This is a genomic window from Pseudomonas sp. ML2-2023-6, assembly GCF_037055265.1.
GTDB classification, from domain to species: domain Bacteria; phylum Pseudomonadota; class Gammaproteobacteria; order Pseudomonadales; family Pseudomonadaceae; genus Aquipseudomonas; species Aquipseudomonas kulmbachensis.
In genome coordinates this window covers 3,062,974-3,077,117 of the sequence record NZ_CP146347.1, presented here as the reverse complement: position 1 = coordinate 3,077,117, position 14,144 = coordinate 3,062,974, and the positions used below count along the sequence as shown (strand labels likewise).

Genomic DNA, 14,144 nt, shown 5'->3' with positions numbered 1-14,144 from the left:
ACCACTCTTCAAGGTCCAGCAAGTCTACTGCCGCAACTTCTTATCGGTTTACGACCCTTTGCCACTGAAAGCGACACCTCGCCCGGCCAGTTATTGACTGATCGGGCTCAGCGCTATTTATTACTATTAATCCGCATTAATACGATAAATAGAAAATATGCTCAGTCGCCCGCTGCACCGTAAACGTCAGAAGCTCTCCGATGTGATCGTCGAGTCGGTCAAGCGCTCGATTGTCACCGACGCGCTCAAGCCCGGCGACCGTCTGCCCACCGAGCGAGAGCTGATGGAGAGCTTTCAGTGCTCCAAGGGCTCGGCCCGTGAGGCACTCAAGGCGCTGGAAGTCGAAGGGCTGGTCAATACCCGCACCGGCCCCAGCGGCGGTGCCTACCTGAACCAGGCCGGGACCGAACCGGCCAGCCGCGCCCTGCGTAATTACCTGCACTTCCAGCATCTGGACGGTGAGCAGGTCTATCAACTACGCAAGGTGATCGAGGTCGAACTGGCGGTGTCGGTGATTGGCCGCCTGAGTGCCGAGGATTATCAGGCCTTGCAAGCCAACGTGGACTTTTGCAGCGCGCCGGAAGACAGCGAGGCCGGTCAACGCGAGCAACGCCTGGCTGAGCTGGAGTTTCATAACCTGCTGGCACGGGCCTGCCCCAATCCGCTGCTGAGTTTTATGGCGCAGTTTCTCAACGATCTGCTGCGCGATCTGGTGGTGCTGAAAAAAGCCTACAAACCCAAACGCAAACAGTTCGACGCCGCCAACCTCGATTATCACAAACAACTGTTGATTGCCTTACAGGCCGAGGATGAAGCCTCTGTGCGCAGCCTGATGCATGAACACATGTGTGACGCCGAACACCATATGACCGCCCTTGAAGGCCAGGTCAGCCCACATTTCCTGCTGGAATTCGATCACAACCACTAGTTAAAAAGCTGTCCCAATAAAAGGCCTGCCCACAGGCCCTGATCCGCCGTTTGCCATTGCTACTCCTGCCAATAACTAATCAAACCAGGGAGTTTCCCCATGCAACGTCGTACTTTGTTGAAAGCGAGCCTGGCTGCGGCCGGCGCCCTGAGCCTGCCGCTGGGCATGCGTCATGCCTTCGCCGCAGAGCCCTTTACCTTTTATGGCCTCAAGTCCATGTCCGGTGCCTTTGCCAGTTATGGCAAGTTCGCCGACATGGGCTCACGCTTGGCTGTCGAGCAGTATCCACAGTTACTGGGCAGGCCCTTGAACTACAAGGTGATCGACACCGAGGGTAATGCAGGCAAGGCGGTGCGCAAGGTACAGGAGGCCATTGCCCAGGACGGTGCACGCTTCTTCCAGGGCTGCACCCTGTCGTCTTCGGCGCTGGCGGTGGCCAAGGAAGTCGACAAGGCTGGTGGCGTATTCATGACCCCGGTGGGCGCCGATGAAGTGACCGGCAAGGACTGCAACAAAGCGACATTTCGTTGGTCGGTGCCCACCTACGGCGCAGTGCGCGAAACTCTGGTGCCGTTGATCAAACGTCTGCCCGAAGCCAAGCGCTGGTACACCATCACCCCACAGTATGTGTTCGGCGAAGCGCTGCTTGATGGCACCAAACAGGTGCTCAAGGAGCATGGCCTGGAACATGTCGGCAACAGTTATCACTCGCTGCAGGAACAGGAGTTCTCGGGTTATCTGACCAATGCCATTGCTGCCAAACCCGATGTGCTGGTGTTGCTCAACTTCGGCAGCCAGTCGTCCAACACCCTGCGCCAGGCGGTTAACTTCGGGATTAAGGAGCGGATGAAAGTCCTGCTGGTGTGGTCGGCCGGGCTGGATCAGTTTCAGGAACTGGGCAGCGACATACTGGAAGGCGTGTACCTCGGCGCCCAGTACTGGCATCAAGTTGATACCCCGCTCAATTGCGAGCTGGTCAAGATCACCAAGGCCAAGTACGGGATCAACCCCACCTACCCGCTGGCCGCTGATTACATCAGCACCAAAGTCATGCTCGACACCATCGCTGCCACCGGCAGTTTCGATGGCCCCACAGTGGCCAAAGCCATGCAGGGCTTGAGCTACGAAGGCCCGACCGGCCCCGAGTCGATCCGCGCCGGTGACCATCAGGTGATCAAGAATTACTACCTGTTGATCGGCAAGCCAGCTGACCAAATGAGTGACAAGGACGACCTGGCCCAGGTGGTCAGCTCCGGTCAGTCGTTTGCGCCGGTACAAGACACCGGCTGCGTTCTGGGCTGACCCCCGGTCACTTTTCAGCTTTTGCTACTGGCAGCCGGTCACCCGTGATCGCCTGCAGAGGGTATCTGCATGCTCGAACTTTACCTGTTTCAGATTCTCAATGGCCTGGGCCTGGGGATGATCTACTTTCTGATTGCGGTCGGATTGACGATCATTTTTGGCCTGCTGAACTTCGTCAACTTCGCCCACGGTGCATTCTTCCTGCTGGGCGCTTACATCTGCTACACCGCGGTCAGCCTCACTGGCAGCTTTTGGCTGTCGCTATTGCTTGCTCCATTGCTGGTGGCCGCTCTGGCCTGGGTGATCGAGCGATTGCTGATCCAGCGGATCTATCACTTGCCGCACATGTTCCAGATTCTGGTAACCCTGGGGATCGCGCTGATCATCCAGGAAGCCAGCGTGATGATCTGGGGCCCGGTGGGCAAAAGCGTCGCGGTCCCGCAATTGCTGCGCGGGGTGCTGGTGATCGGCGATTTTGTGTACCCCTACTATCGCCTGTTCCTGATTGTGTTCTCTGCGCTGGTGGGCTTCGGTCTATGGCTGTTGCTGGAGCGCACGCGCTTTGGCGCACTGGTGCGTGCAGGCAGTGAAAGCACTGAAACCGTATCGCTGCTGGGCACCAATATTTTCCGTCTGTTTTCCATGACCTTCGCACTCGGCGCCGGGCTGGCAGGCGTTGCGGGTGTGCTGTTCGCACCTTTGCGCGGGGCCCAGCCCTTTGTTGGCCCGGAAATTCTCGGGGTCGCGTTTGTGGTGGTGGTGATCGGCGGCATGGGTTCATTCAGCGGCGCGCTGGTGGGTGGCCTGCTGGTGGGCGTGGTGCAAAGCCTGATGACAACTATCTGGCCCCAGGGTGCCAGCCTGATGATTTATGGCGCGATGGCCGTGGTCATTCTGCTGCGTCCTTACGGCCTGTTCGGGAGAGCCTGACATGAGCGAGAAAAACCCCCTGCCCTTCGCCAAAACCCAGTCGCGCTCCATGCTGCTGTTGGTGGTTGCGGTATTGATCGGCCTGCCATTGGTGTTGCCATCGGCGACCCTGGCTACCGAAATTCTGATCTTCGCCATGGCGGCCCTGGCCTGCAACCTGCTGCTGGGCTACACCGGACTGTTGTCGTTCGGCCAAGGGATCTTCTTTGGTGCCGGAGCCTACTGCGCGGCATTGTTGATGATCCATCTGCAACTGGGACTGTTCAGTGCCTTGCTGGGCGCAGCACTGGCTGGCGGCTTTCTGGCGTTTCTGGTGGGCGCTCTGGCGATTCGCCGTACCGGTATCTACTTCGTGATGCTGACCCTGGCCTTCAGCCAGATGGCGTACTTTCTGACCTACACCCTGAGCGACTGGACCGGTGGCGACAACGGCCTGCTCAACGTGCCACGGCCCGAAATCCGCATCGGCGATACCGTGCTGATGTCCCTGAGTGACGCACGTTACTTTTATGCTTTTGTCGCGGTGCTGTTCCTGCTGATTTTCATCGGCGCCCGCCGCGTTATCGCTTCGCCCTTTGGCAGTACGCTGATGGCGATCCGCGAAAACGAAACCCGCGCCGCTGCCATCGGCTACGACACCCGGCACTTCAAAATTCTGGTGTTTATGCTCTCGGGCGCCGTCACCGGGATCGCCGGGGCGCTGTACGCCATGCTCCTGCATTTTGTACCACTGTCCAATATCGACCTGGCGATGTCGGAAAACATTCTGATCATGACCATTGTCGGCGGCACCGGCTCGTTGTTCGGTTCCTTGCTGGGTGCGGGCTCCATCGTGCTGCTGGGCGAGTTCCTGTCTGATCTATGGCCACGCTGGCTGATGCTGCTGGGGGTCATCCTGATTCTGGTGGTGGTGTTTATGCGCGGCGGCTTGTGGGGCGGTTTTTCAAGCTTGTACGAACGTATCAAGGGCCAGCGCAAACCTAGCCTGCCCACTCAGGAGGAGCTGCCATGAACGCGCCTGAATATCTGCTGCAAACCGAAAACCTGGAGCTGGCCTATGGTGCGTTTCATGCGGTCAACGGCGTCAGCCTGAAGGTCGAGCAAGGCACTATCCATACCGTGATCGGCCCCAATGGCGCAGGCAAAACCAGCCTGTTCCACTGCCTGACCGGCGAGCGTCAGGCCACCGGCGGCGCGATCATGTTTGATGGCAAGAACATCATCAAAAAACCGTCCCACGGCCGCGTTGGCCTGGGCATGGCCCGCTCGTTCCAGCTGACCAGCCTGTTTCAAAACCTCAGCGTGCGGGAAAACCTGCGCCTGGCCGCACAGGGCCGCGATGGCCTGGCAGCGTTGAACTTCTGGCGCCGGGTCGACAGTCGTCGCGAGCATCTGGAAATGGCCGATCAGGTGCTTGAGCGCCTGCAACTAACCCGCCGCGCCGACACCCTGGCCGGTGAGTTGTCCCACGGGCAGCAACGGGTGCTGGAGGTGGGCATGTCGATCTGCTCCAAACCCCGACTGCTGATGCTCGACGAGCCCACCTCCGGCATGGGCATTGACGATATTCCGATCATGACCCAGTTGATCAGCGATCTGGGGCGCGATCACACGGTGCTGTTAATCGAACACAACATGAGCATCGTCATGTCCATCAGCCAACGCATCACCGTCATGAGCCACGGCCAGATTCTGGTCGAGGGCACACCCGAGTTCGTGCGTGCCGATGAGCGCGTACGTGTCGCCTACCTGGGAGAAGCCGCCTGATGCTGACCGTCGAAAACATCCATTCCTACTACGACAAAAGCCACGTCCTCGAAGGCGTCTCGCTGCAGGTCAACCCTGGAGAACTGGTGACGTTGCTAGGCCGCAACGGTGCGGGCAAGACCACTACATTGCGCAGCATTCTGGGGATTATCTGCCCGCGTCAGGGGCAAATCCGCTTCAACGGCCAGGACATGGTCGGGCGCAAGATTTTCGAAATCGCCCGCGAAGGGTTGGCGCTGGTGCCTGAGCATCGCGGCATCTTCCGCCTGCTCAGCGTCGAGGAAAACCTGCGCATTGCCCAACGCAAAAGCAGCCGCTGGCAGTTGGAGGATGTCTACAGCATGTTCCCGCGCCTCAAGGAGCGGCGCAAAAATGCCGGTCATGCGTTGTCCGGCGGTGAACAGCAAATGCTCGCCATCGCCCGGGCGCTGATCAATGACCCCAAGCTGCTGATCCTCGATGAGCCTACCGAAGGCCTGGCCCCGGTGATCGTCGACGAGCTGGTGAAAATCCTGCGCAAGATCAAGGACGACGGCCTGCCGGTGCTGCTGGTGGAGCAGAACCTGATGGTCTGCGACAAGCTGGCCGACCGTCATTACGTACTGGAGCAAGGCCGCGTGGTGTACGAAGGCAGCGCCGCTGATTTTCGCGCCAACCCGGCCATCAAGAACCGTTACCTGGCCCTGAGCGCCTGAAGGGAGATCCGTGTCCATGAGCAGTCCAATCCTGTTATCCGAGCTTTTCAACAGCAATGCGCCCCTGATCAATCGCGATCGCCTGTGGCAATCGCTGATGGATCTGGCGCAACTCGGCGCCACGGCCAAGGGCGGTGTCTGCCGCCTGGCCCTGACCGACCTCGACCGTCAGGCCCGCGATCTGTTTGTGCAATGGTGTGAGGAAGCCGGGTGCAACGTCACGGTGGATGCCATCGGTAATATTTTTGCCCGCCGCGCCGGGCGTCAACCGCACCTGGCACCGGTAATGACCGGCAGCCATATCGACACCCAGCCTACGGGCGGCAAGTTCGACGGTTGCTACGGAGTAATGGCCGGACTAGAAGTGATCCGCACCCTGAATGATCTCAACCTGACCACCGAGGCCCCCATCGAAGTAGTGGTGTGGACCAACGAAGAAGGCTCACGCTTCCCGCCGTGCATGATGGGTTCCGGGGTCTTCGCCGGCAAGTTCGACCTCGACGAAACCCTGAATAAACAGGACGAGCAAGGACTGTCAGTGGGGGCCGAATTACAGCGCATAGGCTATGCCGGCACCCGGGCTGTGCTCGGGCATCCGGTGGGGGCCTATTTTGAGGCGCATATCGAGCAAGGCCCGGTGCTGGAGGATCGCAATATCACCTTGGGCATAGTAATGGGTTGCCTGGGCCAAAAATGGTTCGACCTGACACTGACCGGCGTCGAAGCTCACGCAGGCCCCACGCCGATGCATTTGCGCAAGGATGCGCTGGTGGGCGCTGCGCATGTGGTCAGCGCTGTCAACCGTATTGCCCATCAACATCAGCCCCACGCATGCGGTACGGTTGGTTGCCTGACCCTGCATCCGGGTTCACGTAACGTGATTCCGGGGCAAGTGCACATGACCATCGACCTGCGTCACCTGCATGCCGACCGGTTGCAGGCCATGGTGGATGAAGTGCGCGAAGCCATCGAAGTCGCCAGCGCCGAGCACGGTCTGAGTTTCGAACTGACGCCAACTGCAGATTTTCCGCCGCTGGACTTCAACCCCGCCTGTATCGAAGCCGTACGCCAGGGTGCGCAACAACTGGGACTGAGCCATATGGAGATTGTCAGCGGCGCAGGCCACGACGCGATCTTTGTCGCCGAACTGGGCCCGGCGGGAATGATCTTCGTACCCTGCGAAGGCGGGATCAGCCATAACGAAATCGAAAACGCCGCGCCTCAGGATCTGGCCGACGGCTGCGCAGTCCTGCTGCGCGCCATGGTCAATGCGGCACAATCAGGAGTCGCACGATGAGCACGACGGATATCGGGCAAATGAACGCGGTTGAGCTGCTGAACCGCTTTCGCGACAAAAGCCTGTCGCCGGTGGAAGTTACCGAAGACGCCTTGTTGCGTATCGAACGCTACAACCCGGCGGTCAACGCTTACTGCCACGTGGCTCACGAAGGCGCACTCCAGGCTGCCAAGGCATCCGAACAGCGCTGGTTGAAAGGGCAGCCCTGCGGTGCGCTGGATGGCGTGCCAGCATCAATCAAGGACCTGACCCTGACCCGTGGCATGCCCACGCGCAAAGGTTCGCGCACCACCTCGGCGCTGGGCCCCTGGGAGGTGGACGCACCCTTTACAGGCTTTATGCGCCAGGCCGGAGCCGTGCTGCTGGGAAAGACCACCACCCCGGAATTTGGCTGGAAAGGTGTCACCGACAACCCGCTTTACGGCATCACCCGCAACCCGTGGGACACCCGCCTGACAGCGGGTGGTTCTTCGGGCGGTGCGGCGGCGGCGGCGTCACTCAACCTGGGGGTGTTGCACCAGGGCAGCGACGCGGGCGGTTCGATCCGTATCCCTTGCGCCTTTACCGGCACCTTCGGGATCAAACCGACCTTCGGCTATGTGCCACAGTGGCCTGCCAGCTCGATGACCATCCTCTCCCATCTGGGGCCGATGACCCGCACCGTGGAAGATGCGGTGCTGATGCTGCAAACCGTGGCCCAACCGGACCCTCGCGACGGTCTGATCGGCGCACCGCGCAGCACCCCGTGGCTGCCTGAGGGTGACAGCCTCAAAGGCATGCGTATCGCCTATAGCCCGGATTTCGGGCATGTGAAAGTCGATCCGCAAGTTGCCAGCGTGGTCGCGCGCGCCGTTGCAAGGCTGGTGGAACTGGGTGCCCAGGTGGAGCAGATTGATCCGGGGTTCAGCGACCCGCTCGACACCTTCAACACTTTGTGGTTTGCCGGTGCCGCACGCTTGGCCGGGCAACTCGACAGCGCACAGCGCGACCTGCTCGACCCGGGCCTGCAACGTATTGCCGCGCTGGGTGAACGCATCACCTTAAGCGAATACAGCGCGGCCCTTGAAGCGCGAGCGGCTTTGGTCGCACAGATGGCGGCATTCCATCAACGCTACGATGTACTGGTCTCGCCGATGCTGCCCATCACCGCGTTTGCCGCCGGGCACAACGTGCCGCCTGATTCGGGACTCACCGAGTGGATGCACTGGACGCCCTTCAGCTACCCCTTCAACCTGACCCAGCAACCGGCGGCTTCAGTCCCTTGCGGCCTCGCCCAAAACGGTTTGCCGGTGGGTTTGCAAGTGGTCGGTGCGCGGTTTGCCGATGATCAAGTGCTGCGGGTATGTCGCGCGTACGAAAAACACTTTGCCGCCACCCATCCCAAAACCCCGATGACCGAGCAGGACTGATCCGGCCAAAATGCGGCCATGCTGCTGAAGCCGGCATGGCACGCAGAAAGACTGTTGGCGATATAGCAAAGGAGTGGGTTACTGGCGATGATGCGTCAGGCCGGACGGCGTTGACGCTGAACTTGAAGATTCTGGTCCGTGTTGGACAAGATCTGAAAAATGGCAGGGGCGGCTGGATTTGAACCAACGCATGGCAGGATCAAAACCTGCTGCCTTACCGCTTGGCGACGCCCCTGTATCTGTAGCGATGAGTGCCTGGCACTCTTTTACTGATGCTTGCAGCCTGCAAATGTTGCCATTCGCTGCGAGCCTGTAAGGGTTCGCTGCAAGAACGGGCGCAAATATACCAACACTCTTTGGATTGGGGAAGCACTTTTTAAATAAATTTATTCAAAAACAGCTACTTAGTGATGATCCCGGGCAGACAGGCGCTTCTGGCCGGGGTTTATCCGGCCTTGAATTCCATTTTTCAGCCAACAGCCTGAGTGTTGATGTGCAGATAAGCTGCCGAAAATCAGACTAGAAGAACTCATCCAATTGCTCGAAAAACTCGCGTTTGGCGCAATGCTGCTCACGTAAGGTCCGTGTGGGCTCTGTGGGCTCTGTGGGCTCTGTGGGCTCTGTGGGCTCTGTGGGAGCGAGCCTGCTCGCGAAGATCTCGAGGCGTCGCGATTAGCCAGTAAACACGCACTATTGTTTACGACCTTCGCGAGCAGGCTCGCTCCCACAGCAGTACCGCTCGCTTGAGTGAATAGCATTGCGCGTTTGGCGGTGTATCCGGCTCCCCCGGATTTTTCGAAACCCTGTTGGCAGGGTCCAGTGATACCGCCCAGCGCAAATGATATCTTTGGCGCCATTACTGGCGAACATCAAGGAGCGATGAAATGGCTAACGAATACAATATGGCACTGATGATCGGGGCCGGGCTCAGTCTGTTGGCTGCCCTGATGCATATCGGAGTAATCATTGGCGGGCCTTCCTGGTATCACTTGTTTGGGGCGGGCGATCGCTTTGTGCGTGCGGCCCAGAACGGTCGCTGGTTTCCTGCAGTGGTTACGATGGGGATTACCCTGGTGCTTGGCGCATGGGCAGTCTACGCACTGTCCGGTGCTGGAGTGATCGAACCCCTGCCCCTGCTGCGCCCGGCATTGTGCGCAATCACCCTGATTTACCTGCTGCGCGGCCTGTTAGGCCCTTTCACGCTGCCCGGCACCGGGCGCAGCATGCGCTTTATCGCGATCAGTTCGGCGGTCTGTCTGGTGTATGGGCTGGTACATCTGTTCGGCCTGGTGCAAATGTGGGGCTCCCTGGCCTAGCGGATTGCCTCCTGTCTTCATGAGCAGGTATCAAGAGTAGAGGGCCTGCTCCCTTGAGGAAGAAAAGTACCGGACACAAACAGGTGAGTAAAATTGAAGGGTAGTTACGATACAGAGCGCTCCCGATATTAAGGGTGATTGCAAACGCATTAAGAATGCGCAAGCACAATTATCCTTGTTACCAGGAACAGGAGGCGTGCCCTCCTCCCGCCTGCCGAAAACAGCAGAGTCACCTTCTGGAATTATTAACCAGCGCCTCTACGAAGAACTCAACATGCCCCCTTGGACTACCCGGCATCGGCCAGGTACTCATATTTTTAGCAATAGCCCTGAATTCTTTTGCACTTTTGGAAGCAGGAAATTTTTGGTAGAGCGCGCGGTGTTGATGCGCGGCCTTGCGTATATCCTGGTCATACGGAATTGTGCCCACATACTGCAAGGTTACATCCAAAAAACTATCAATAACTTTCCTCAACCTAGCGAACAATCGTTGGCCGTCAATAGCATTGTGTTGCAGGTTAATCAGTACCCGAAAACGGTTTATTCCGTGCTCCCGATTAAGCAGCTTGATGAGTGCATACGCATCAGTAATAGAGGCAGGGTCATCACATACAACCAGCAAAATCTCCTGGGCCGCCCGGACGAAAGTAACTACTGATTCACCGATACCGGAAGCGGTATCAATAACCAGCACATCGAGCGTGTCCGCTATATCACTGAAGACCTGAATCAATCCTGCGTACTGAGCAGGCGACAAATGTGCCGGACTCTGGGCTCCTGATGCTGCATGGGCAATAAGCACCCCGCCAGGTCCTTGCATCAGCACATCGGACAACTCGCAACGGCCCTCCATCAAATCGGCAAGCGTGTACTGCGGGGAGAGCCCCAGCAGAACACCTATATTCGGCAATCCCAAATCGGCTTCCAGTAACACAACCCGCTTGCCAAGTTCTGCCAACGCCAACGAAAGGTTGATAGCTACAACTGTCTTTCCGACGCCCCCCTTACCGCTTGTTACGGCGATAACCTGCACAAAATGCCCGTGTTCCATGCTCTCTATTCCCTTCCATGTGCTACGTGTGGAGACTCTCGTAAAGCGCGGGGTAACTTGGTCACGTTAGCCATAAACTTGAAGAATCCTGCGAGATTGCAGCGGCGATACCTGAAGCCAAGTCAAAGTGCTACACGGCAAAATTAGTTCACCTCCCGCTACAGAAACCTGCCCAAGAACATAAAATACAGACGATTTATAACGATCATGATCCTGGAGGACCCAGGAGTCAGCCATGAGCGGCCTGTCAGATGATTTTTTGTTGTTATCAGGCGGATCCATGCCCCAGAAATTATTCAGCCTGCCGCGTAAGGAGCTAGAAACCCAAGCGATACAAGACCTGGCGTCATTATTGTCAATTTATAAAATTATAAAACAAAAGAAAAGCCATACAAAGCAAAAAGCAAGGGAGCACTATTAACCAGCCAGCCTAATGGCGCCAATAACCCGTCAACCCTGAGAACGCAAAGATGAAAGTTAATGAGAGCTTTACGCAAGCAACGACAACACCACGATCAACAGATACAATTTACCGCCAGCATGCAAAAGCCAATACTTGAACTTCAAGTACAATTAAAAACTCGCCACCCTATATAGCAGCGAACAACTATAAAAAGTGCCAACCCATGGCAACTATTAACTCACCCAAATATCCAAACCCTGCTAGTACCCGGCACTACAACAATTAAGCTTAAAGCACGCTGAGCGCAGCGTTATTCAGGGCAGCAAATCTGAGCAAGCTTGCGTTTAAAGTCAGCCCGTCGTCTTAGCCAAACTAACTGCCAAGTAGGCGGAATCAGCCCGGTGACATCAACCGTCCCCCTGCGAGCTGGACTCCAGTATCCGTAGCCAAGGCCAGCGCTCCTGATAACTTCTTGCCTTGTGCACGAATAAGTCCGGCTGGAGATTTTGGGGGTTGGGACGTAGCACGCCCCGCCCGACATCATCCAAACCGTAAGGTGCGTACACCTCCCCCGTCTCAGGATCCAAACCAATGCACGTCCCTGCAACAAGGTAACGATCAACTCCGTCCCTGGTGGACTCAAGCCGAGGGCAAGGTCTGCCAAACCGCTCGCCGTACCACAGATGGACACGGGCCTGATTCTTGATATCAACCTTGACGCCCAAATCCTTGAACAGCTGCTGGGTTTCAAGGATGACCTCGTTCTCTGCCTCCCAGGACAGATCCGAGTCGAAGTAGAAAATATCGTAGTCCTTCACACCCGATGCGGGTGGCAGATCCAACTGATAATTCCAGACAGCCTGAAACAGACAGCCAGCTGTCAGCATGCATTGGCTCAGCCCCAGAGAAGGCAAGCGCGACGCAATCTGAACATTAACTGGATTGGTCATGGCGATGCCAACCAGAACTTCGGGAGTCAATAGCACTGTCGATCCTCAGCTTTCGGTACGGCATACAGCACTCACATACGCGACGTGGTGCCCAGCAATATGTAACCCAAGGGACAGTGTTGATCAATAGACCTTAAGGAAAGAGGCCTGCGCGCAGCACTCGGATGGCGGAAAGGACGTGAACTGCTGTCACTCCTGCCAGACGAGATCGTCGGCACAGCAGTCGACTCCATATTGAATACAGCCACAGGGCATGTAGAGAACCTCCCGATATTGAGCGTGGCGTTCTCACGGCAGACGCTGAAGCGTCTTAATACCGAGCACCTGGATCCATCGGACACGATGAAGAACTTCCTGAACAACATGTCCTTCAAAAAAACCACAGGATTTTCGCCCGTACAGCGTGTCGAACTACCCCAGTCGGTTGTTAGCACTTAAATTACTGCTCGCGGTGGATGGTTTTCATCCACCGCTATCTCATACGATTTGAACTTCACAACCTCCTCCCCCAGCCAGCCATTCAACTGCGTCATACACGATTGAGTTGGCTCCAGTCCGTTGGCAATAAAGATCTGCGCCGCTTCCCGAATAGACCCAAACCCACCCGCGCTCGTAAGCGTATGCCAACACACGTTCACATGACCGGCGGTGTGTGGTTCAGCCCGTCGACTGCATCCAGTATTTGCCGTACGCGATCTGTAACGGACATATCCCCCTCAAGCTTTAAGACAGCACAAGTAAGCACAGACAGCCACTCCTGATGCCTGGCCAAGCTCCGTCCAGGGACGCCTCCCTCATCATACTGAGCTGCCCAAGCCAAAAACTCCGGCCTTGCTTGACCGAAGCGTTTTACCTCTCGACGTTTTAATCTCTCCAGCCTGAGTTCAACAGGAAGATAAAGGAACACCACAAGATCAAATTCATTCTCAAGCGGTTGACCCCAGCCCATTACTGATCCGGCAACCACGGCACGACCATGAGAGCGCATTTCTTGTAGTAAGCGCTCTCCTCGCTGCGTTTTGTCTGCCAGATGCTGATATGGCGGGTTACTCGGCAGCCACAAAAAATCATCTGTTTCCAGGTGAGTTGTGCTCAGTTCCTTTGCTAAAGCATCCGCTAAGGTCGAGGTGCCGGTACCTGCCGCGCCTGTGACCAAGATGTAACGTGCCGTCTCTTTTATCATTTCGCTTTCAACCACTCTAAAACGAGTTTGCCATCTCCGATAAATTAGCAGTGCCCCACTGATGCGGCAGCAGCCGAGCGATCTCACTCGCCCACTGCATTGGCAGGCGAGTAAAAACGTCCTTCAGTTACGCATACGGATCATACCCATTCATGCATGCAGACTGGATCAAGCTCAAGATTGCTGCAGCCCGTTTACCGCTGCGTAGCGATCCGGCGAACAACCAGTTGGAGCGCCCAAGTGCCCACGGCCTGATCTGGCTTTCGACTTGGTTGTTGTCAACGGGCACAGCCCCGTCGTCCAGATAGCGCGGCAGATCGAAAAACTTGCGACGGGCGTGGACCATGCAGCTAATTTCGGTGATGCCTTTCTCGAAACCGGCTTTGTAGCCAGCGACATCGTCGCATAGCAGCTTGCCGTTCCATCGCCCAAGGAAGTTGCGCGCAGCCCGATACGGTTTGCTCGCTCAATGGCAACGGGTTGATCAAGTTCCACTTCCAGCTTACGAACCCATACTTGAGCGGCCTGTTTACGGGCGAAGGTCTGGCTCTCTTGGTCGACTTGCACCCCATCACGGATCAGGCGTATTTGTGCCGTGTAACTGATGCTGCCGTCTGTGCGTTTTCGAGCTCTGATCGTGGCCATAGTCAACTGGTACAGTTATTGTTTGGATTGGTTATTTGTACCAGTCGACTTCAAAAAACGCCCTTTTACCCCCTAAAACCGCTTCAAAAACGTTGAGCAAAATGGTACAAAAAATTGCTTCAAAGCCAGTAAATACAGGGCCTTCGCTGTCTCGGCGCTTATCTGTTGCACCCATGATGGATGATACGGACTGAGCCGCCAGCCCCTGTAAAACAAGGGGTTACGCCCTAAGTAATTTTTCTCTGTACCATTTTCGTACCAGCCAACA

At 57.0% G+C, this 14,144-nt stretch carries 13 protein-coding genes, 1 tRNA gene and 2 pseudogenes; 10 read left to right on the top strand and 6 right to left on the bottom strand.

Features of this window, described 5'->3' with window-relative positions:
• Positions 1–157 precede the first annotated feature (157 nt).
• The 8 genes from V6L79_RS14170 (at position 158) to V6L79_RS14135 (ending at position 8,328) form a co-directional block, all read left to right on the top strand.
• Positions 158–928 carry an FCD domain-containing protein gene (locus tag V6L79_RS14170; protein WP_338579009.1) on the top strand — a complete coding sequence of 257 codons (771 nt, stop codon included), beginning with the start codon at positions 158–160 and terminating at the stop codon, positions 926–928.
• 99 nt (positions 929–1,027) lie between these two features.
• On the top strand, positions 1,028–2,230 hold the full coding sequence (locus V6L79_RS14165; RefSeq protein WP_338579008.1) for an ABC transporter substrate-binding protein: 1,203 nt from the start codon (positions 1,028–1,030) through the stop codon (positions 2,228–2,230).
• A gap of 69 nt (positions 2,231–2,299) precedes the next feature.
• Positions 2,300–3,160: a branched-chain amino acid ABC transporter permease gene (locus V6L79_RS14160; RefSeq protein WP_261742113.1), complete on the top strand. Its 861-nt coding sequence runs from the start codon at positions 2,300–2,302 to the stop codon at positions 3,158–3,160.
• 1 nt (position 3,161) lies between these two features.
• Positions 3,162–4,172, top strand: coding sequence for a branched-chain amino acid ABC transporter permease (locus V6L79_RS14155; RefSeq protein WP_261742112.1), 1,011 nt, complete (start codon positions 3,162–3,164; stop codon positions 4,170–4,172).
• A complete protein-coding gene (locus tag V6L79_RS14150; protein WP_261742111.1) occupies positions 4,169–4,927 on the top strand; it encodes an ABC transporter ATP-binding protein in 759 nt (252 codons plus the stop codon). Before V6L79_RS14155 ends, V6L79_RS14150 begins: the two co-directional genes overlap by 4 nt.
• Positions 4,927–5,622, top strand: coding sequence for an ABC transporter ATP-binding protein (locus tag V6L79_RS14145; protein ID WP_261742110.1), 696 nt, complete (start codon positions 4,927–4,929; stop codon positions 5,620–5,622). Before V6L79_RS14150 ends, V6L79_RS14145 begins: the two co-directional genes overlap by 1 nt.
• Before the next feature lie 16 nt (positions 5,623–5,638).
• A complete protein-coding gene (locus V6L79_RS14140) occupies positions 5,639–6,919 on the top strand; it encodes a Zn-dependent hydrolase (protein WP_321837172.1) in 1,281 nt (426 codons plus the stop codon).
• Complete coding sequence (locus V6L79_RS14135; protein WP_321836386.1) at positions 6,916–8,328, top strand: amidase; 1,413 nt, start codon at positions 6,916–6,918, stop codon at positions 8,326–8,328. The genes V6L79_RS14140 and V6L79_RS14135 overlap by 4 nt, the downstream gene beginning before the upstream one ends.
• A 160-nt stretch (positions 8,329–8,488) precedes the next feature.
• On the opposite strand, the gene V6L79_RS14130 is transcribed toward V6L79_RS14135, so the two are convergent.
• Positions 8,489–8,563: transfer RNA gene (locus V6L79_RS14130), tRNA-Gln, on the bottom strand.
• 649 nt (positions 8,564–9,212) lie between these two features.
• Between V6L79_RS14130 and V6L79_RS14125 the strand changes: the two genes are divergently transcribed.
• Positions 9,213–9,644, top strand: a complete 432-nt coding sequence (locus V6L79_RS14125) for a hypothetical protein (protein ID WP_321836385.1) — start codon at positions 9,213–9,215, stop codon at positions 9,642–9,644.
• A gap of 229 nt (positions 9,645–9,873) precedes the next feature.
• Here V6L79_RS14125 and V6L79_RS14120 read toward each other — a convergent pair whose 3' ends face one another.
• Positions 9,874–10,695, bottom strand: coding sequence for a MinD/ParA family protein (locus tag V6L79_RS14120; protein WP_261742107.1), 822 nt, complete (start codon positions 10,693–10,695; stop codon positions 9,874–9,876).
• Between the two features lie 235 nt (positions 10,696–10,930).
• On the opposite strand from V6L79_RS14120, the gene V6L79_RS14115 reads away from it, so the two are divergent.
• Positions 10,931–11,116 carry a hypothetical protein gene (locus tag V6L79_RS14115; protein WP_261742106.1) on the top strand — a complete coding sequence of 62 codons (186 nt, stop codon included), beginning with the start codon at positions 10,931–10,933 and terminating at the stop codon, positions 11,114–11,116.
• Between the two features lie 389 nt (positions 11,117–11,505).
• Here the strand turns inward: V6L79_RS14115 and V6L79_RS14110 are convergent, their stop codons facing one another.
• The 4 genes and pseudogenes from V6L79_RS14110 to V6L79_RS14095 all read right to left on the bottom strand — a co-directional run.
• Positions 11,506–12,084, bottom strand: a complete 579-nt coding sequence (locus V6L79_RS14110; RefSeq protein ID WP_338579007.1) for a nucleotidyltransferase family protein — start codon at positions 12,082–12,084, stop codon at positions 11,506–11,508.
• Positions 12,085–12,682: 598 nt separating this feature from the next.
• Positions 12,683–13,246 carry an AAA family ATPase gene (locus V6L79_RS14105; protein WP_338579006.1) on the bottom strand — a complete coding sequence of 188 codons (564 nt, stop codon included), beginning with the start codon at positions 13,244–13,246 and terminating at the stop codon, positions 12,683–12,685.
• Position 13,247: 1 nt separating this feature from the next.
• Positions 13,248–13,676, bottom strand: a pseudogene (locus V6L79_RS14100) (transposase); the annotation flags it as partial.
• Positions 13,676–13,876, bottom strand: a pseudogene (locus V6L79_RS14095) (site-specific integrase); the annotation flags it as partial. The pseudogenes V6L79_RS14100 and V6L79_RS14095, both read right to left, overlap by 1 nt.
• Between the last annotated feature and the right edge of the window lie 268 nt (positions 13,877–14,144).